This window comes from Microbulbifer maximicatervae (SeqCode) (assembly GCF_052467325.1).
Window position 1 is genome coordinate 988,653 of sequence record NZ_CP174310.1, and the last position, 20,236, is coordinate 1,008,888.

Below are 20,236 nucleotides of genomic sequence, written 5' to 3' on the forward strand. Positions count from 1 at the left end.
ACAACTGATACCTGCGTTGCATATAAATCGTTCACTTTTCTCTACTTGTTGGTGCCTGTTGAAAAGGACAATAAACACGATTATTCGTGGATTCTAATGATCCTGAATAGCAACACTGAAAGTGGGGCCAAAAGTCCAATTGGGCTGCAAGTTACTACTTATATCATTTAAGTAATGGGCAGCAGGGCAACGGTTCTTTGCTGGAAGCTCTAGCGAAAATCAGTCTTACCCCTATGTAATCAATGAATAGTGAAGCTTGATTCGGTCGATTAGGAACATCGCTTTGGCCTATTTCCGGCAGCTATCCAAGTTAAGGAGCCCCTGAAAGCCTAGTAGAGATAATAAGGAAATTTTCAGAAGGTATTCAAATACTCAATCTTTTCGCTTTACCAACCAAATGGAATATTTAATATGATTCGTTTCTCACAATTTCTTTCCGGTATATTTGTACTTGTGCTGGGTTCAGCAGGATTAGTGACTATGCTTTTCCCTGAGATCATTAATGGCCCCGCTGGATTTGATGCTACAACTAATTATGGTTTCACCAATCTGCGTACCCTTGGTGCTCCGACACTTAGCCTTGCTATCATTACGGCAATAGGAGCGTTTCGCAAAGAGTGGCTATTAATACTTCCTGCCTCGATGTACTTCCTATTTAACGGTTCTTCACGAGTAATTTCTGTATTGGTTGAGGGCTATGAACCCGTAATGCTGACAGGATTGATAGTGACATTTACACTATTTATTCTTTCTCAGGTGGCTGTATACAACTTCCGTCGTGGAGCCTTTTCGTAGATTCGGTAGATATAGAGCGCTGGCGGTGTTTACCGTAAATTTTACACCGCCCATCTTTAAAGCTCCTCACAGAAAATGTTGTCACGTTATGACGGACCAACTTTTTGGCGCTTTCAGTCTAAGCCGGGCTGTATGCAACGATAGGCGGACTTACCTATTTGCTACAGATAGATGTCGCAGATCATTGGACCACCAAGTCCCATTAGAAAAATAGAGAAAGCCCGATTCCTGTTTTAGAGGGGTAGGTTGCCAGATCGAATCGACTACTCCTCGCTACCTAACGGTAGCCACTCTATTTTCTGACCTTTTAGTCACAAAGCGCGCTTGTACTTATGTGGCTTCTAACATTTAATTAATCATCTGATTAATTAAGGTTGTATCCTTTGACTGATAAGCCATCCACTCGAGGCCGCGGGCGCCCAAAAGATCCTGAGCGTGAATCCCAGGTGCGTGAGGCACTTATGCACTCAGCCTACTCTCTACTTCGGAATAAGGCCTTCCGCGATATTTCCATTCGGGAGATTGCTCAGGGAGCTGGGGTGAATTCTGCGATGATCAGTTACCACTTTGGCGGCAAGGAGGGGCTAATTATCGAGGTGGTTCGGAGCCAAATCATGCAGTATGGCCCCGCGTTCGTCAGTGCAGGGCTGGATGGAGGGGAGCCCTCTTTAGAGTTGCTGAAAGAAGCAATTAGTCGAATGATACGCCTATACATCAAGGAGCCCTGGATTCCGCGCCTGATTGCTGATGAAGTGGCTTCCAAATCTGGTCGAATGCGCGAACTCTTTGTTGACAGGTTAGCCTCACAACTGGTGCCAAAGCTGCGCGGGTTGCTGGGAATTCTCCAATCCAGCGGCCAGTTGCGAGAGGACCTGGATATTGACCTGATGCCAGTCTCTTTTATCAGTCTGATTGCCTTTCCCTTCATCGCTGGCGACCCCTTGAAGGAGGGGCTTGGCTTTGCTCTGGGGGAGGAAAACCGGGAGAGATGGATTAACCATACCGTTCAACTCTTACTCCGTGGCGTTTCCAATAAATCTGTGACCAAAGGCGAGGAAGTCGGCAATGGAAATTAAGACTCATATGAAAGCACTGATGAATCGCCGGCTGGCATTACCAGCTTTGATAGCGGCGGGGGTGTTTATATCTATGGCATTGGTCGTTACTAAAGGTGAGCCTAAACACGATGCTATTGAGGCTCCTATAACGGTGGTAGACGCAATTAAAGTGCAGGAGTTACCGCTGCGAGCTCAAGCTATTGCATATGGTGAGGTGAAACCCAGTACTTTCCTGGAAGCCAATGCAGAAGTCAGTGGTAGGGTGGTGTATACAGCTCCGGAATTGGAGCGGGGAAATATTATCTCTGCCGGTACACTGGTGTTGAAGATCGATGATACCAGCTACCAGCTTGCCCTGGCGCAGGCTGAAAGTGACTTGGCTGCAAATCGCGCTAATTTGCAAGAGCTGGATGTGGAAGAAGCCAATAGTAAACGCTCTTTGGACATCGCCGAGCGCACTCTCAAATTGGGTGAGAAAGAACTCGCTCGCAAACAAAAGTTAGTTGCTAAGGGAACCGTCTCCCGCTCGACCGTAGATACTGAAGAACAAAATATGCTGCGCTTGCGCCAGGAAGTGCAGAACCAGAGCAGCCAGCTTTCCCTTTTCCCGACCCGCCGCAAAGTGATTGAAGCCCAGATAGCTCGCTCAGAAGCTCAGGTACGGGACAGTAAATACAATCTGGAGCGCACCCAGGTGATCCTGCCATTTAATGCTCGTATTGGCGAAGTTCATGTTGAAGAAAACCAATATGTTGCTGGCAATGCCCGTTTATTTGATGCAAGCGGCCTTGCCCAAGTAGAAATTGCAGCAGAGCTTCCTATGGTTCATGTGGCTCCACTTTTGCGCAATTTAAGGCCTGGCATCGATTCCAATCCGACTCCTGATGATCTACCCAAAATGTTGTTAGGGCTGGAAGCTCGGATCACCCTGGTGGGTGGCCCGGGGAATAGTGAGTGGCAGGGGAGGGTAGTGCGCTTGGGTGGAACCCTGGATAGCACCAGTCGAACACTCTCCGTTGTTGTAGCTGTGGATGACCCCTATGGCAAAGCTGTGACCGGTGAAAAACCACCGCTATTTCGCGGTATGTATGCCCGTGTAGAGTTATTGGCTCCCGCCGCACCGGCACTCGCTATACCCCGCCGCGCCCTCCATGAAGGCAAGGTTTATCTGGTAGAAAATGGTCAACTAAGAGTGCGCCCCGTACAGATTGACTACCACCAGGGCGACACCACTGTGATCCGCGAGGGATTGAATCCCGGTGAGCAGGTTATTGTGACTGATGTAATCCCTGCGATTAATGGAATGGCAGTTTCCGTTGTCAGCGCAGAACAATCCGTTGCGGCGAGCGCTAGAGGTGCCCAGCAGTGATTCGTTATTTTGCCGGCCACCCAACGGCGGCCAATTTATTAATGGTTGCGCTGATGCTAAGCGGGCTTTTTGTTCTGCCCAGCATGAAGCGTGAAACGATGCCGGAAATCGATAAGTTTGAAGTTCAGGTTTCGGTTCCCTATGCCGGCGCTGCAGCAGCCGAAGTGGAAGATAGTATTTGCCTTCCCTTGGAGGAGGCCACCGATGGAATCAGCTTTATTGATGAGCGATTGTGTGAGGCAAAAGATAATCTGGGCCTGATGACCCTCAAGATGCAAGAAACCGGTGATATGGACCAGTTTGTTGCTGATGTGGAATCCGCAGTAGACAGTATCGATTCGCTTCCTGCTGAAAGCGAGCGCCCGGTGATTGAAGAACTGGGCCGCACTCAGGGGGTGGTTAGTATTGCTATCAGTGCTGACCTTCCTTTGCCCCAATTAAACCAGCTGGCGGAGCACTACCGCCGCGAATTACTCCGCGATCCCGCTATTCCTATTGTGCGCATTTCCGGTTTTTCTGACCACCAGCTTCAGATTGAAGTTTCAGATTATAACTTGCGCCAGTACGGACTCAGCGTGATGGACCTGGCCAATATTATTGACCAGCAAGCGATTGACATGCCCGCCGGCAAGGTATCCACGCCGGATCGAGAATACCAGGTGCGTTTTACCGAAGAGCGCCGCACGGTTGCAGAATTGGAAAACCTGGTGGTGATTAAAGGTGGTGATGGAGCGGAAGTTCGACTTGGGGGTATTGCAAAAATTTACGATGACTTTGAGCTGGCTGAAGACAAAATTACTTTTGACGGCCATCGTGCAGCGCTTCTCAATGTCGAGAAGAATAGTGTGGATGATAGCTTGCGTGTGCTTGAAGCCGTACGGGACTTTGTCGACCGTGAAAATGAAAATCTGCCTGAGGGTATGAAACTCACGCTAACCCAGGACAGCGCCTCTATCGTTGCGGATCGCTTGCAGATGATTATGGCTAACGCCTGGCAGGGCCTGATTTTGGTAGCGCTGGCTCTCTATCTGTTTTTCAGTGGCCGCTACGTCTTTTGGGTGGTCATGGGCTTGCCGGTTTCATTCCTGGGTTCGTTTGCACTGATCACGGCCATGGGCGTGTCCATTAATATGATCAGTCTGGTAGGACTGCTGATTGCCATTGGTATCCTGATGGATGACGCCATTGTGTTATCGGAGAGTATTGCCAGTGAACACCGTGAGGGAAGGTCGCCGTTGGAAGCGGTTATCAATGGCACCAAGCGAGTGGCTCGTGGAGTACTGTCTTCATTCGCAACTACGGTAATGGTGTTTGGAGGACTGGTCTTTATTAAGGGGGATATGGGGCAGGTCCTCAAGGTGCTCCCCATTGTATTGATTTCTGTATTGCTCATTAGTCTGATCGAGGCTTTCCTGATTTTGCCGGCACACTTGCGTCATGCCCTTGAGCATAAAAGTCGCACCCCCGCCTGGAAGCAGGCTTTTGCCAAACGTTTTGATGGTTGGCGAGAAAATATGGGGCGCGCAGCAGATTGGGCTGTTAAATATCGCTATGCCTTTGTCGGGGGTGTATTTGGCTTATTCCTGGTCACTATTAGTTTGATGACATCGGGGATCGTCAAGTTTCAGGGGTTTCCCACCTTGGAGGGCGATTTATTGCAAGCTCGGATCTTAATGCCTCAAGGCACTTCTTTGGTCGATATGGAGAAATTAGTCGATAAGCAGTTGAAGACGTTGGATCAAGTTGCCTCAGAGTTTTCTGAAAATGAAAGAGCACCTTTGGTAAACCATACGAGTGTCACTTTTGGTGTTAACGGAGATGCCTTTGAATCGGGGCCCCATGTGGCCACAATTAATGTCGATCTGCTTGCCGCTGAAGGCCGCAATACCAGCATGGATGAATTGCGCCATGCTTGGCGTGAGGCTGCCGGCGACACACCAGGGGCAATCGCTATTCTTTACAAAGAACCGGCCTTAGGCCCTGCCGGCCGTGCTATCCACTTGCGACTTGCCGGTTTGGAGTTGGATCAGCTAAAGGCAGCGTCCATGCGCTTGCAGAATTGGTTGCGTGGATACGACGGCGTAGTGAATGTGGTGGATGACTTGCGTCCCGGCAAGCCGCAACTCACCGTCAAAATGCGTGAAGGCGCCTATGCCTCCGGCCTGGATGCCAGCAATGTCGCCAATCAGTTGCGAGCTGCTTACCAGGGGATGGAGATAGATGAAATTCAATATCGGGGGGAAACCTACGAGATACAAGTTCGTATGGATGCAGATTCCCGCGGAGCGCTAAGCCGTTTCGATGAATTGGTTATTATCCATCCAGCTACCAAGCAACGAGTACCGTTGATTGCCGTTGCCGATATAGAAATGAATCGGGAGTATGCGCGAATTCAACGTATTGACGGCGAGCGGGTAGTGAGTGTATTTGCTGATGTTTTTACAGAGAAAGCAAATGCTGGACAGGTACTTGGCGACACCCAGGAGAAGTTCCTGTCTGAGTTAACCCGTGAGTTCCCAGGGTTGCGCGTTGATATGCAAGGGGAAATGAAAAACAGTGAGGTTACCGGCAAGTCCATTGGTCGAGCCCTGTTAATAGGCGCCATTGGTATCTACCTTCTCCTATCCATGCAGTTCCGTAGCTACGTGGAGCCTCTGATTGTATTGGTGGCTATTCCCCTGGCACTGATTGGTGTTATTTGGGGGCATCTGATCATGGGGCAGAATATGTCTATGCCCAGTATGATGGGTTTTGTCTCTCTCGCCGGAATTGTGGTCAATGACTCAATTTTGCTGGTGGAGTTTGTGAAGCGGCGAGTGCGTGAGGGAATGGATGTACATAGCGCGGCAAGTCAGGCCAGTCGCGATCGTTTCCGGGCAATCTTCCTTACCTCACTGACTACAATTGTCGGTCTGTTGCCACTGCTATTTGAAACCAGCTTGCAGGCACAAGTGTTGGTACCTCTGGTCACCAGTATTGTGTTTGGTATTAGCAGCTCTACTATTCTGATCCTTCTGGTGCTACCGGCGCTCTACGGAATATTGGAGGACTTTGGGTTTACCGAGCCCCGGGAGGATGAAGAGCCCGGGATTCCGCAGGATGGTGCGGTTGCAGCGGGATAGTTCGAAAGGGAGTTTAAGCTTCTTGACCGTTGTCAATTGAAAGAAAGCCGTACGAGAAATCGTACGGCTTTCTTGATTGTGATTTTTGCTGGCGAGTTTGCGGGAAGTTGCAATCGTAAGTTCTTTATACTCCAGAGGCTACCCAAATACAAAGTAGGCTAAAAAGTAGACTTTTTGGGTGGTGATTGAACTGGTGATGCTTTCTTCCCCAACGAATCTTTACCATTCTCTCTATTTTTGCCCGGACACTGTTTTTATATACAGTGAAATCGATTAGATTATTGAATACAGACGCGCGACCCATGGTATCTCTATTATCGGTGCTAAGATTGGGTCGTAAAATTGTCGATGTCTTAACCATACTCACACGGAGCCAGTATGAAAATCTCAGGAAAGTTTGATGTCACTGTAAAGCCTATGGACCCTTATGCTAAGGGGATTGAGGGTTCAAATTTGGGGCGCATGTCTATCAATAAAATTTTCCATGGCGACCTTTCAGCTGAAAGTAAAGGTGAGATGCTCAGTGTTGTTACACCAGTCAAAGGCTCTGCGGGCTATGTAGCAATAGAGCAAGTGGTCGGCGCCTTGGGAGGTAAAAGGGGAACTTTTGTGCTGCAGCACTTTGGCACTATGAAAGAGGGTAAGGATCGACTTGTTTTAGAGGTTGTCCCTGATTCTGGCACAGGTGAACTTACCGGATTATCTGGAGAAATGAGCATTAAAGTTGAAGATGGGCAGCATTTATTTGACTTTGACTACGCCTTCAACAGGTAGCTTTCTCTGCGTCGCACCTTATTGGTTGTATAGAAAGGTGAGGGCTCGAGTTTTCGAGCCTGCAGGCCCTTCAAATCATTATGTTCAGCCCATTGAGAAGCGTCAAAGAGCTTCTGATTGAGTTGCTTTTACCCAATATTTACCTGCTTCCAGGTTGCCTCCTGTGGATTCCTCTAAAAGGGAAAATAATATGGTTAAACTTCGAGATTTGACTAAGCGCGATGAACCATTACTGGTTGAGTACTTAAATGACACATTAGTTTTGGAATATCTGTCCTCCAGAATACCCTACCCCTATACAGCAGAAGATGCTGCCTGGTGGGTAGAAGTTGGTAGTAAAGAGGTGGGAATTGTAAAAGCTATAGAGTGTGATGGTGTTTTGTGTGGAGTAATTAGCATGCATAAACAGGAATTTGAGCATTCACACTCTGGGGAAATAGGTTATTGGATTGCAAAAGAGTATTGGGGTAAGGGAATTGCAACAGAAGCTCTGATAAGGTTCTCAAGTGATATTTTTTCTTCTGGAAAAGTTGTCAGGCTTTTTGCCTCGGTTTTTTCTGGAAATGATGGTTCGGTGCGAGTTCTACAGAAAGCTGGTTTTGACTTGGAAGGCGTTTTGAATTGCTCCATTCAGAAGGGGAGTAAGTACTTTGATGAGCATATTTTTGCCAAGGTGAACCTTTAAGTGATTGATTTTATGATTGTGATATTAGTAGAGATAAGAGTAACCCGGATTGATTAAGTAAGACATATAACTATTGACATCCATTTTTCTTTGTTCAATCCGGGCATTCATAAATCAGTTAGAGCTTTTCTGTATACCAAATCTTTGGGGTTACGAGAACGCCAGCCTTTTTCCTTGCCTCCTGTAGCTCGTCGCTATTAACAAAATTAATAGCCTCTTCTTTTGAGGGGAATTCATGGATTACGGTTACATTGTGGTGATTATCAATTTCACGATATACGGATGTTGCAGTAGCTCCCATCTTCTCTAAGGTAGGCATAAACTCTTCCAGTACTCTGTGCCATTCATTGTAATCCTTGACATTTGCGTGCATAAATAGATGTATCATATGGATACCAGCTGGTCAGTGTATGGCGCGGATTTTGTATTCTCGTGAGTAGGTATAGTCCTTAGCCGTTTCAGGTCAAGTTCCAGGAGCTGTTTGTGATAAGTGGTTATGCCTAAAAAGCCTAATTTAGACTAGATAAATAAAGATTAGAAATAAAAGCCGGTTTTTTGATGTTATATCTGATAAAGAAGCTTCTAAAGGCGCTAATTGAATCATTGCTTGGCTTGTTCGATGTTATTGGTGATTTTTAAGTGCTTTTATTTTGTTGGTCCATTTTTGTATTTAAATTTATGTGAGGTCCAGTAAAAATAATGGGGTATTGCAACTTCTATACCCCTTGCCTACGCGAAATAGGGGTTTGAATGATTGGGAGAATATAATGGATTTAATAATTTCAATTCTAGGTCATACATTAACTGCAATTGCAGCACTTATAGCTATCTATGGAAAGACATGGGATGAAAGTCGAGTTGGGATAAAAAGAATAACTCGGGTAGGGGGAGTGGCGGCAGGGGTGGCCGTTGTTGGTCTGGCACTTTCTGTTTTTCAAACAGTTGATAAGTATCAGGAAAAGGCGGCTTATAAAAATCATGCCCTGTCTAAGATAGAGAAAGGTTGGAGTAATCTATTTGTTCCATTTGAGGCTCTTCATTATCAGGTGACGGGTATGAAGCCGAAGAGGGGTGAGCATTTGGAGTTTGCAGAATTGGTGTTGAAGAAAAATTTGTTAACTAGCTTCGATAGAGTGGATTTTAAAGAGGTTCATCGTTTTCCCAAGTTTGGGACAGTTGGGAATATGGTTTGCTCGCAAACACTGTCTGGGATGGGGGTGGTTACCAAATATGTGGATGAATATTCAGATCATTTGGACTTGAAAATTAAAGCAGCTGTAGAGGAGCTGCAGTTAATGCCTGCGTTTTCTACACTAATACGATTTGGTGGATGTCCTGGTATTCGGGGGCGATCAATTAATGACCCTGATCGGTATCAGGGGCAATTTGACACTCCACAGATGAGAGCCTACATCAGGAAATTGATTGATTTTCAAAAATTAATAACCTGAAAGAAGTGTTCGCGTATCGTAGCAAAGCGGCAATTGTGTAGAATGCCGCTTTGCCAGAGACCGTAATCCGTATCACGATTAGACTGCTCGACCTTGTTTTTTGAAAATCGTGATGGCACTGATCGTGAGTTCCTTGACTAAAGCTTCAAATTTCTGCAGGGGCATATTTCTGGCAGGAGCGATATTAAATATGTGCTCGCTGATTTGAATGAATTTTAATCCTTTGGGTGGGTGAATGTGCGCAGGGAATCTGCATACCCAACCTGTTAGCGGTAGCTCATTAATGGCTTCTCTGTCGAGGGCCTGAATTCCCTTGCCATTTGCAATGATTACTTCGATATCATCTAAGTGGGTGATGTCAATGTTCTGTGGTTTTTGTTGGGGTGAATTGGGTTTTCTAAAGTTTTCGAGTTTTAAAAGTTCTTCGTAGGTGATATAGAGCTCTTTTCCAGACATTCTGATCTCCTTCTCACAGTCATCAGCTAAAACTATGACCGATACTTCTAAGCGTTCTTGACTGAATCGGGTCGCTTTTTTTTGGTGTCTATTAATCTAGTTGTTATTCCAGAAATCGCAATTAATTTTAGTAGTTGAATCATATAGATAGATTGATACTTTGGGCAATGTTTTAAGTTCTCAATAAGGATGATAAGAATATTTTTGCGACTTGTTGTGTAGAAAATTCACGAAAGCTGCGGATGTAAGTTGAGTTTGTTACTTGCTGTGCGGAGTAATTTATCGGTGGGTAGACTTACATCAATGCATAAAATCTTAAACTTTCCAGCCATTGTTCAAATTTTTTCCATTTTTTTTGTTCTACGGTGGTGTGGGGTGTTTTGTTTGATTTTTTTCTCTATGAGATGCGTCCTTGAGTTTGTTTGTTTCCCTTCGCAATGGTTTGTCATTTTTGGATGCCTTTCGGGTGGTTGTTCTTTGGGTTCTCAAGGTGGAATGAGAGGGCTTTATTTGATTTGTATTTAAGAAGTTATATATCGATACGCTTATAGGCATGTGATGCATCCTTGTGTTGGTAATTAGGTTCAGCTTTAGCCTGAAGTAACCTTCGCAAGACACAATTACAAAAAGCCGGCATGCATAATGCTTCTCTCGGGTAGAACTTTATAAGAATGGATAAGGCACTATGGAAGAGAAGGATTCGATTGATAAGAGAGTTTCTAATAAAAAGATTAGCCGTAGAAATTTCACTAAAGGGGCGGTTCAATTAGGTATCGCTGCCAGCGCAGCTTCGACAGGGTTGGTTTCCGCTCTCTCAATGTTGAATCGGAATTTCTATGATCAATATGATTACGTGATTGTTGGGTCGGGTGCGGGTGGAGGGCCATTAGCGGTAAATTTAGCAAAGGCGGGATTTTCTGTTTTGGTGTTGGAAGCTGGTGCTGACGACCCCAGTGATGACACCCATAATATTCCAGCATGGCACCCCTTCGCGTCTGAAGACCCCAAATTGAGCTGGGACTTTTTTGTTAAGCATTATGCAGATATCAATCAGCAGCAACTGGACGAAAAATATGTTTCCGGGAAGGGAATCCTCTACCCACGGGCGAGTACTATCGGTGGTTGTACCACGCACCACGCACTGATTACAGTCTATCCACATAACAATGACTTTGACCGCATAGCTCGGGATACAGGAGATATTTCCTGGGATAGTGCAAATATGCGGCGATATTTTGAGCGATTAGAGCGTTGTGAATATGTGCCCCGCCCAATTTTCTCCAATCCATCCCGTCACGGTTTTGATGGTTGGCTGCCTACGAATCGCGGCAATCCCGCGTTGTTGCTGGAAGACCCGGCGATCTTGAAAGTTGCGCAGGCTGCGCTGGCCAAGTATGGGCTCGAAGGGGCCCTGGAAAAAATTATCAGCGGCAATCTTCGCCTGGATATCAATCATTGGGACGTGGCCGGTGGCCAGGAAGGGCCTTTTATCGCCCCTATGGCAGCAGATAGTCGAAACCGCCGTACCAGTGTGCGCGAATACCTCTTGGATACCCAGTCAGTTTACCCAAACTTGCTTCATATTCGTACAAATTCACTGGCAACTCGTGTGTTGTTTGAGGGGAATACTGCTGTTGGAGTGGAGTTTTTAGAAGGGGCGAGCCTGTATAAGGCAGATCCTTACCATGACGAAAGCGGTACTGCCGGAGTCTTGAGGCAAGTGCGGGCAAATCGCGAGGTTATCTTGTCTGGAGGGGCCTTCAATAGCCCGCAACTTCTCAAGTTGTCGGGAATTGGTCCCGCCCATGAGCTCCGAGATCACGGCATAGAGCCCTTGGTAGATCTGCCTGGGGTAGGAGAGAATCTCCAGGATCGCTATGAGGTCGGAATCGTTAGTGAGATGAGTGAGGATCTTGCCCTTCTTAAAGATTGCACTTGGGGGGAGGGGAATGATCCCTGCTTAAATCGCTATCGCTATGGCTGGTTCAATCAGGGGCCCTACAGTGGAAATGGTCCGGTATTGTCTCTGGTCAAACGTTCCAAACCGGAGCTGGAAGATCCCGACTTGTTTATTTTCGGAGTGCCCTCCGATTTCCACGGATACTTTCCCGGGTACTCCCAGGCGTTGCGGGACTACAAAGACCGCTTCTCCTGGGTTGTACTGAAAGGCCATACGAACAATACCGCCGGGCGTGTGATCCTGCAATCTGCTGATCCCAGGGATACGCCGGAAATCAACTTCCACTATTTTGGTGAGGGTAATGATGCTCTGGGAGAAGACCTTCAGGCAGTTGTTGAGGGGGTAAAAATTTCCAGGGATATTATGTCGGGCCCTATTGTGAGCAAGCAGGTCTCCAGGGAATTATTGCCCGGTAATGAGGTTCAATCAGATCAGCAAATTGGCGATTTTGTTAAGAACCAAGCTTGGGGGCATCACGCTTCCTGTTCCAATAAAATGGGGCCTGCCAGTGATCCTATGGCAGTTGTCGACAGTAAATTCCGGGTTCACGGCACCAATAATTTAAGGGTGGTGGATGCTTCGGTGTTCCCCCGAATCCCCGGTTTTTTCATTGTGGTGCCGGTCTATATGATCAGTGAAAAGGCGAGCGATGACATCATTGCCACAGCAACTGGGCTGAGCGCTTGAAGATTTGTATGTGAAATAAAAAGCCCCGCAACGCGGGGCTTTTTATTTAGAACGAGATGTTCTTCGGTGTGCGCGGGAAGGGGATTACATCGCGGATGTTGCCCATGCCGGTCACGTAGGACACGATGCGATCAAAGCCCAGGCCAAAGCCCGCATGAGGCACGGTGCCGTAGCGGCGCAGGTCGCGGTACCAGTCCAGGTGTTCCTTGGGTACATTCATTTCATCCATACGCTCATCGAGCTTCTCCAGTCGCTCTTCACGTTGGGCGCCGCCGATAATTTCGCCGATTCCCGGTGCCAGAACGTCCATTGCGGCAACAGTTTTACCATCGTCGTTCATGCGCATGTAGAAGGCTTTGATGTCCTTCGGATAGTTCATCACGATAACTGGCTTTTTGAAGTGCTTCTCTGCCAGGTAGCGCTCGTGCTCAGAGGCCAGATCAATACCCCAGGATACGGGGAACTCGAACTTCTCTTTGCAGCTTTCCAGGATTTCAATCGCTTCGGAGTAGTTGATGCGGGCGAAATCGTTGTCGACGATATTCTCCAGGCGGCTGATAGCCTCCTTGTCGATGCGCTGGGCAAAGAAGGCCATATCATCGGCGCGCTCTTCCAGTACCGCCTTGGATACATACTTCAGCATTTGCTCGGAGAGGTCGGCTATATCTGCCAGGTCTGCAAAGGCAACTTCCGGCTCAACCATCCAGAACTCTGCCAGGTGGCGAGTGGTGTTGGAGTTTTCTGCACGGAAGGTGGGGCCGAAGGTGTACACCTTGGACATGGCCAGGCAGTAGCTCTCAACATTCAGCTGGCCGGATACAGTGAGGAAGCTCTCTTCACCGAAGAAGTCCTTGCTGTAGTCCACCGCACCTTTATCTGTACGCGGCAAGTTCTCCATATCCAGGGTGCTGACCCGGAACATCTCCCCGGCACCTTCACAGTCAGAAGCAGTGAGAATTGGGGTGTGCACGTAGAGGAAGCCGTTCTCGTGATAAAAACGGTGGATCGCTTGGGCGATACAGTTACGTACGCGGGCTACGGCACCACTGACATTGGTGCGCGGGCGCAGGTGAGCGTGTTCGCGCAAGTGCTCCATAGTATGGCGCTTGGGGGACATGGGATAAGTATCCGGGTCTTCCACCCAGCCGACAACCTGGACTTCGGTGGCGAGCAGTTCGATAGACTGTCCCTTGCCTTCGGATGGTTTGATGGTACCGAGGATATCTACCGCGCAGCCGGTAGTCAGGCGCTGCACTTCTGACTGGTAATTGTGCAGGTGATTCTCAGCAACGACCTGGATCGGATCAAAGCAGCTGCCGTCGTGTACGGCCAGGAAAGAGAGGCCGGCTTTGGAGTCGCGGCGGGTTCTGATCCAGCCTTGAACGCGGACTTCTTCGCCCTCGCGACCGCTGGATTTCAATAGGCTATCTACGGATTCGACTTTTACTGTCATTTTCTATCGGTTTCTCATTAGTCCGGAAGGTGGTGTTCTGTCAGCTTGCCTAAAAGTTGACCACCCCACCAAGGTGAAGTTACGGCGGGCATATTGACTGGTTGTAGAGGGGAAATCCAGTCCCTTGGCTATCGGGCAGCTCTTCAAAATCTCCCTAAGGACTTTGAAGAGCTGTTATGGCCTCTATATTGGTGATGTCTCACCAGCGGATTGCAATGGGGGTGCCGATTTTTACGAGAGTCATAAACTCATCCATCTCGTCATTGGTAAGGGCAATGCAACCATCAGTCCAGTTAAAACGTTGGGTGATTGGAGCGAGCCAGCCGAGTCGATTGCGCTGGCCATGGACCATAATGAAGCCACCTGGCGAAACTCCCCGAGCCTCAGCTTGAGCGCGGTCTTCGGCATTGGGGTAGGAGATATGCATTGCCCGATAATAAGAGGAGTCTTCTTTTTTGTAGTCCAGCGTGTAGTGTCCCTCGGGGGGTTTTTTCATCGCCTTCCTGCTGCTTGTGTCCTTGGGGTTGCCCGCCGAAGGCTACATGGTAGCTCTTTATAACCTTGTCACCATCGAGCAAGTGCATTTTGTTTTCGGACTTAATCACTTCCACCAGGGTGACTTCAGCCTGGGCAATGGTGGTTAATACAAAAAGCAGAATGGTGATGTAGCGCACAGCTTGTAACTCCAGTTGGAGGTGGTTGCTTCAGGTTACTGTGATATAAATTTTCCGAATCAGCAAAAAGCGGGGCTGAATTACCTTGCCGCTAGGGTGGGGCGTTTTACTTTGGATAAGGCAGGCAGCTTCAGTTGAGTGCCTGCCAGGATGCGCTAGATCAGCCGCTGGGCTTTTTCACTGTGTGTAGGACGGTGTCCTGCTCAAAGAAAACGTAGAACTCGCCGTATTCCCAGCGCGTGATAGCCGGTTCGCCAATTGGCCCCTCAATACCAAGGGGTTCTCCCAGGCGTGAGGTCACATCATGTTTTTTAAGCCCACGGACTTCTTCAATGGTGAGCTCCCCACCCTGGGTGCCTACGGGTACTTCAATGGTTGTCGCCTGGGCGCCAAAAGTAAGAAGTAGTGCCATTGAGCCAGCGAGACAATTCAATCCGCTGCGGAGTCTGCTGAACATTTTTTGTTCTCCGATGTAGATGTTCCATTAGCCGTCCCATTAAAACAGAATTTCCGCCAATGCTCCTGTTTTTCTTCACGTTTTGGCGTCAAGAATAGAAATAAATGCGCCTTTTGGGATGTTAGGTGCTACGAATTGACACCTATATTATTGCAGCGTTATTACATCGAATTTTGATGCGGCTGAACAGAAGACCACTTGGCTGGTTGTCTAGGCGCCTATGCTAGGCTGTTTATTATGCTTGGCTTGTCGAGCGGACAAGAATGAGGCTGGTTAATACCTTTTCAATTCTCGGCCTTCTTATTGGTTCCATCTGCTTTGCGCTCTCCCTTACGCCATCCCTTGTTCCTCGCAGTGACTTTATGCAAGGAATATTGGCCGGCGTAGCGTTCTTTGTTGGCTATGTCTTCGGGGTCATTCTTAGTTGGCTCTGGAAATATCTGGGTATTCCAAATCTGGCGGTTTCTCCATGGCAGAGGCGCTTATTTGATCGGAGCGTATTGGCTGTATGTCTCTTGGTTATCCTTTTATCTCTTTGGCAGGGAGTGAGGTGGCAGAACTCGATCCGTGCTCTTATGAGCATGGAGCGGGTGGGGTCCGTAGGACCGATTACTGTAGCTATGACTGCGCTCTTCATGTTCCTCGTGTTGTGGTGCTTAGGAAAAGGGTTTCAGCGAATAGTCCTCCTGGTGACTCGCTATGTGGAGCAGCATGTGCCGGAGCGAGTGGCGATGCTTGTGGGCGTGTTGGCGGCTGTGCTTCTTTACTGGGCTGTTTTTAATGGGGTGCTGTTGAAAGCAGGATTGTATGTGATTTCATCGACCTATCAGCGGCTAGATAATTCTTATGCACAAAGTATTCCCCCACCGGCGGACCCCAACCTTCCTGGCGGCGCCAATTCGCTGATCAAGTGGGATGATATTGGTAATCAGGGGCGACGGTTCTTAACGCTTGGGCCGACAGAGGAGCAGATACAAGAGGTGGCTGGTTCCGCAATACAGCCTATAAGGGTTTTCGTAGGGCTCGATAGCGCTTCGACGCCCATAAAGCGCGCTCAGTTGGCGTTGGAAGAGCTAAAAAGGGTAGGTGCATTCAGGCGTGAGATTCTGTTGGTGGCAACTCCAACGGGTGCCGGCTGGGTTGATCCGGGTGCCGTAAATTCCCTAGAGTTTCTATACCGAGGTGATACAGCTATTGTTGCGGCACAGTACTCTTACCTGCCTAGCCCAATAGCATTGGTGGCGGACGATTTAGAGGGAATCGAGTCGGCAAGGGTGCTGTTTAAAGTTGTCTATGACTATTGGGCCGAGTTACCGGAGAATGAGCGCCCCCGAGTTTACTTGTTTGGCCTCAGTCTTGGCGCCCAGCTCTCTGAAGATTCCTTCGATTTTTATGACATTATCGATGACCCAATTGACGGGGCTCTCTGGGCTGGGCCGCCCCTTGGTGTCGGCATATGGAGCCGGATTGTCAGGAATCGAGATCCGGGCACTCCAGCTTGGCTACCAGAGTTTAAGGGAGGGGAGGTGGTGCGTTTTGGTAATCAATATGGGGGGTATATTGGCCGTGAGCCTTGGGGGGAGTTCAGGATTGCGTTTCTTCAGCATGCCAGTGATCCCATTGTATTTTTCAGTGTGCGCTGGGTGCTGGAAAGGCCCGACTGGCTGGATCAGCCCAGAGGGCCGGATGTGTCTCCAGACCTAGAGTGGTACCCGCTGGTCACAGGATTGCAGCTGCTTGCAGACTTAAATGTAGGGCTCGCTCCATTATCTTTTGGTCACCGGTATACCCCGCGGGGATATACCTTGGCATGGCTCGCTCTAACGGAGCCAGAGGAGTGGGATGAAGAGGCGCTGAAGCGTCTGGAGGCTCAGCTCAAGACTTACAACGTTCGGTAAGCTTGCCTAAATCTTTGGATTTCCTGACGTTTTTCCGTTTAAATCAACCCTATGTTAAAACCTGTTCCCCTATTTATTGGTCTGCGCTACGTGGCTGCTCGCCGCAGGCAGCAGTTTATTTCTTTTATCAATGGCTTTTCTCTACTGGGGATGGCCCTTGGTGTTTTTGCGTTGATCGTTGTCGCTTCTGTTATGAACGGCTTCGATCGTGAGCTTAAAACCCGAATACTAAGTGTTGTACCTCACGGCTTTGTCGAGCGGGAAGGCGGTCTTGTGGACTGGGAAACACCTGCACGGCAGTTGGAAGCTCTGCCACATGTCGAAGCGACCAGCCCTTTTGTGAATGGCTACGCCCTCTTGAGTGCTCATGGCAGCAGTCACGGTGCCCAGTTCCAGGGTGTGGAACCGCAAGCGCTGCGCAAGGTTTCTACCGTCGGTGAGCATATGGTGATGGGCAACCTGGATTTGCTCGAGCCCCGCAGTTACGGGGTGGTTCTGGGGCGAATCCTTGCCCATCAGCTCAATGTGATTCCCGGAGATTCGGTAATACTGACCCTGCCAGAAGTCAGCGTGACCCCCGCTGGTATATTCCCCAGAACAAAGCGTTTCACGGTTGCCGGTGTTTTCTCTGTGGGTGCGCAGGTGGATCAGAATGTCGCGCTGATCAATATTGAAGATGCTGCGCGCCTGACCCGGATGACGGGTAAGGTCCAGGGGCTGCAGTTGCGCTTTGACGATATGGACAATGCGCTGGGGCTTGTTTCTGTTTATGCAGATGAGCTGGGCGAGGGTTTTCAGGGTGAAGATTGGGGGGATTCCCAGGGAAGTCTTTTCCAGGCAGTTAAAATGGAAAAGACCGTTGTCACGTTGATGCTGATGATCATTGTCGCCGTGGCCGCATTTAATATTGTCTCCGCATTAGTGTTGATGGTTGCGGATAAGCGCTCCGATATAGCGGTGCTGCGAACATTGGGGCTCACCTCACGTCAGATTATGGCGGTGTTTGTGATTCAGGGGAGTGCCATTGGCATTATCGGCGCTTTCGCCGGTGCTGTTTTAGGTATCGTGATAGCGATGAACCTGACTGAAATGGTGACCTGGATTGAGTCGGTGGTAGGCGCCAAGATATTTGATCCCCGTGTTTTCTTTGTTAGTTACCTGCCTTCTGAATTCCGTGTCGGCGATGCGGTGGTGGTGTTAGCGGCGGCAATTTGTATGAGCCTGCTGGCAACGATATTTCCTGCCTGGCGAGCGGCACAGATTGAGCCGGCGGAAGCTTTGCGTTACGAATAATTTATATAAGTCGGCCTGTTTTGGTGTGATTTATAGATGTTGAGAGACAGCGAATAGTTTGATGAACAGTCGAGTGGAAATAGATACGGAAAAAGCGCAGCCAGCTCCGGCCCCGGATGGTGCTGTTTTGGCTTGTCGGCAATTGCGCAAACATTATCGCCAGGGAGGTCGGGACCTGGAGGTTCTGAGTGGTGTTGAGCTTGAGGTAAAGCGGGGCGAGAAATTGGCCATCGTCGGCGCTTCTGGCTCTGGTAAATCGACACTGCTCAACTTGCTTGGTGGCCTCGATACCCCAAGCTCCGGTGAGGTCTGGGTTGCGGGTAAGAATCTCGCTGAACTCAACGCCAATGAGCGGGGCTGGTTGAGAAATAGCAGTCTCGGTTTTGTATACCAGTTTCATCATTTGCTTAACGAGTTTTCCGCCCTGGAAAATGTCGCCATGCCATTACTGATCGGCAAGCGTTCAGTTGCCGAAGCCCGCAAAGAGGCCGAGGCGATGCTCACAGCGGTAGGCCTGGGTGAGCGCATGGGGCACAAGCCATCACAGCTTTCTGGCGGTGAACGGCAGCGGGTGGCCATTGCCCGGGCACTGGTGACAAGGCCTGCCTGTGTTTTGATGGATGAACCCACCGGCAATCTGGATCGGGCTACGGCGGCAGAGATCCATAAATTGATGGATCGCTTGAATCAGGAGATGGGAATTAGCTTTGTGATTGTTACCCATGACCCGGATCTGGCGGCAGCCCTGGATCGCTGTCTGCATCTGATCGATGGGCGGCTGACTGCTGACTGGCACCAGGGTGATCATGTTTAAGCCTCTTCCCGCCTATATTGGGCTTCGCTATGCCGGTGCCCAGCGCAGAAATGACGATTCGGCCGGTTTGGTCTCATTCATTTCCGGTTTATCGATGATTGGTTTGATCCTCGGTGTTGCCTTGATGATTGTGGTGATGTCGGTGATGAATGGTTTTGACCGGGAGTTGCGCGAGCGAATCCTGGGAATCATGCCCCATGTCACTATTTACAACGGGAGCCCTGATGTGGATTGGGCCCAGTTGCGCCAACAATTGGTTTCCGACCCTGCGGTTCTCTCCGCGGCAGAAGTGTGGCAGGTCAATGCGCTCGCCAGGCGTGGGGCTGAAGTGACGCCGCTGTTGGTGCAGGGGGTCAACCCGGAGACAATTACTGAAGTCTCCAATATCGGGGACTTCCTTGAATCCTCATCCTTCAATGCCTTGCTTGACCCGTCTGAACCGGGTGTGGTTCTGGGTAAAGGGCTCGCTGAAAAGTTGGGGGTTCAGGCGGGTGATTACCTTTCCCTGATTGTGCCAAATAACGATAGTGCCACCGGTGCACGCAAGGCAGCCAGGGTTGCTGGATTTAAAGTGGCGCAGGTTTTTCATTCTGGCACCGTATTGGACCAATCTCTCGCCCTGGTTGCCTGGCAGCAGGCCAGGGCTCTGGCTGGAGGTAGCGGTGGGGCAGGGGTCCAGTTACGGGTCAATGAAATGCTCGAGGCCAACTGGATTATGCGGCGTCTTCTGCAAGACCTGCCTCGGGGCAATTTCTACGGTACTGATTGGAGCCGAACCCACGGCAATCTCTACCAGGCTATTCAGATGTCCCGCAACCTGGTGGGGTTACTGGTTTTCCTGATTATTGCGATTGCCGCTTTTAATGTGGTTTCCACTTTGGTGATGGTGGTTATCGATAAGCATACTGATATCGCCATCCTCCGTACTATGGGTGCCAGTACCCGACAGATTTTGCTGACTTTTGTGAGTCAGGGGGCGTTGGTCGGGCTTGTGGGGGCTGTAGTTGGTGGTGCGTTGGGGGTGTTAGGCTCGCTGACGGTGACCAAATTGGTAGCGGGGCTGGAGTCAATGCTCGGCATCCAGTTCCTGAAGTCTGATGTCTATCCCGTGGATTATTTGCCGTCCCAGTTGGTATGGGCAGACGTGGCACTGGTTGTGGCGGCGGGCTTTCTGCTTAGCTTGCTGGCAACTTTGTATCCGGCCTTTAAGGCCAGTCGGGTTCAGCCGGCAGCGGCCTTACGCAATGAGTAAGTCGGGCCGGGCTTTTAGGTAGGGTATCAATTTTTAGA

The 20,236-nt window shown here is 49.2% G+C and carries 17 protein-coding genes; 12 read left to right on the forward strand and 5 right to left on the reverse strand.

Going from position 1 to position 20,236, the window contains the following annotated elements:
• The first annotated feature begins 411 nt into the window (after positions 1–411).
• The 6 genes from ACJJIE_RS04785 (at position 412) to ACJJIE_RS04810 (ending at position 7,803) form a co-directional block, all read left to right on the forward strand.
• A complete protein-coding gene (locus ACJJIE_RS04785; protein WP_282932616.1) occupies positions 412–795 on the forward strand; it encodes a hypothetical protein in 384 nt (127 codons plus the stop codon).
• A 383-nt stretch (positions 796–1,178) separates the two neighbouring features.
• Positions 1,179–1,871, forward strand: a complete 693-nt coding sequence (locus tag ACJJIE_RS04790) for a TetR/AcrR family transcriptional regulator (RefSeq protein WP_444893734.1) — start codon at positions 1,179–1,181, stop codon at positions 1,869–1,871.
• Positions 1,861–3,222, forward strand: coding sequence for an efflux RND transporter periplasmic adaptor subunit (locus tag ACJJIE_RS04795; RefSeq protein ID WP_444893735.1), 1,362 nt, complete (start codon positions 1,861–1,863; stop codon positions 3,220–3,222). Before ACJJIE_RS04790 ends, ACJJIE_RS04795 begins: the two co-directional genes overlap by 11 nt.
• The gene (locus tag ACJJIE_RS04800; RefSeq protein ID WP_444893736.1) at positions 3,219–6,344 is read left to right on the forward strand and encodes an efflux RND transporter permease subunit; all 3,126 of its coding nucleotides are present in this window, start codon (positions 3,219–3,221) and stop codon (positions 6,342–6,344) included. Before ACJJIE_RS04795 ends, ACJJIE_RS04800 begins: the two co-directional genes overlap by 4 nt.
• A 378-nt stretch (positions 6,345–6,722) precedes the next feature.
• A complete protein-coding gene (locus tag ACJJIE_RS04805; protein WP_282932620.1) occupies positions 6,723–7,118 on the forward strand; it encodes a DUF3224 domain-containing protein in 396 nt (131 codons plus the stop codon).
• Positions 7,119–7,308: 190 nt separating this feature from the next.
• Positions 7,309–7,803, forward strand: coding sequence for a GNAT family N-acetyltransferase (locus ACJJIE_RS04810; RefSeq protein WP_444893737.1), 495 nt, complete (start codon positions 7,309–7,311; stop codon positions 7,801–7,803).
• A 118-nt stretch (positions 7,804–7,921) separates the two neighbouring features.
• Here ACJJIE_RS04810 and ACJJIE_RS04815 read toward each other — a convergent pair whose 3' ends face one another.
• On the reverse strand, positions 7,922–8,191 hold the full coding sequence (locus ACJJIE_RS04815; RefSeq protein WP_282932622.1) for a DUF1330 domain-containing protein: 270 nt from the start codon (positions 8,189–8,191) through the stop codon (positions 7,922–7,924).
• 379 nt (positions 8,192–8,570) lie between these two features.
• On the opposite strand from ACJJIE_RS04815, the gene ACJJIE_RS04820 reads away from it, so the two are divergent.
• Positions 8,571–9,254, forward strand: coding sequence for a hypothetical protein (locus ACJJIE_RS04820; RefSeq protein ID WP_444893738.1), 684 nt, complete (start codon positions 8,571–8,573; stop codon positions 9,252–9,254).
• Positions 9,255–9,332: 78 nt separating this feature from the next.
• Here the strand turns inward: ACJJIE_RS04820 and ACJJIE_RS04825 are convergent, their stop codons facing one another.
• Positions 9,333–9,710, reverse strand: a complete 378-nt coding sequence (locus tag ACJJIE_RS04825) for a hypothetical protein (RefSeq protein ID WP_444893739.1) — start codon at positions 9,708–9,710, stop codon at positions 9,333–9,335.
• Between the two features lie 685 nt (positions 9,711–10,395).
• Between ACJJIE_RS04825 and ACJJIE_RS04830 the strand changes: the two genes are divergently transcribed.
• Entirely contained in the window at positions 10,396–12,357 is a 1,962-nt protein-coding gene (locus ACJJIE_RS04830) for a GMC family oxidoreductase (protein ID WP_444893740.1), read from the forward strand.
• A gap of 46 nt (positions 12,358–12,403) precedes the next feature.
• On the opposite strand, the gene asnS is transcribed toward ACJJIE_RS04830, so the two are convergent.
• From asnS to ACJJIE_RS04845, 3 genes are all read right to left on the reverse strand, one after another.
• A complete protein-coding gene (asnS, locus tag ACJJIE_RS04835; protein WP_444893741.1) occupies positions 12,404–13,810 on the reverse strand; it encodes an asparagine--tRNA ligase in 1,407 nt (468 codons plus the stop codon).
• A gap of 199 nt (positions 13,811–14,009) precedes the next feature.
• Positions 14,010–14,306 carry a L,D-transpeptidase family protein gene (locus ACJJIE_RS04840; RefSeq protein ID WP_444893742.1) on the reverse strand — a complete coding sequence of 99 codons (297 nt, stop codon included), beginning with the start codon at positions 14,304–14,306 and terminating at the stop codon, positions 14,010–14,012.
• A gap of 338 nt (positions 14,307–14,644) precedes the next feature.
• Entirely contained in the window at positions 14,645–14,941 is a 297-nt protein-coding gene (locus ACJJIE_RS04845; RefSeq protein WP_282932628.1) for a hypothetical protein, read from the reverse strand.
• A 263-nt stretch (positions 14,942–15,204) separates the two neighbouring features.
• Between ACJJIE_RS04845 and ACJJIE_RS04850 the strand changes: the two genes are divergently transcribed.
• The 4 genes from ACJJIE_RS04850 to ACJJIE_RS04865 all read left to right on the forward strand — a co-directional run bounded on the left by ACJJIE_RS04850 (position 15,205) and on the right by ACJJIE_RS04865 (position 20,198).
• A complete protein-coding gene (locus ACJJIE_RS04850) occupies positions 15,205–16,839 on the forward strand; it encodes an alpha/beta hydrolase (protein ID WP_444893743.1) in 1,635 nt (544 codons plus the stop codon).
• A gap of 51 nt (positions 16,840–16,890) precedes the next feature.
• Positions 16,891–18,132 carry a lipoprotein-releasing ABC transporter permease subunit gene (locus tag ACJJIE_RS04855; RefSeq protein WP_444893744.1) on the forward strand — a complete coding sequence of 414 codons (1,242 nt, stop codon included), beginning with the start codon at positions 16,891–16,893 and terminating at the stop codon, positions 18,130–18,132.
• Positions 18,133–18,193: 61 nt separating this feature from the next.
• A complete protein-coding gene (gene lolD / locus ACJJIE_RS04860; RefSeq protein WP_282932629.1) occupies positions 18,194–18,946 on the forward strand; it encodes a lipoprotein-releasing ABC transporter ATP-binding protein LolD in 753 nt (250 codons plus the stop codon).
• Entirely contained in the window at positions 18,939–20,198 is a 1,260-nt protein-coding gene (locus ACJJIE_RS04865) for a lipoprotein-releasing ABC transporter permease subunit (RefSeq protein ID WP_444893745.1), read from the forward strand. Before lolD ends, ACJJIE_RS04865 begins: the two co-directional genes overlap by 8 nt.
• Positions 20,199–20,236: the final 38 nt, after the last annotated feature.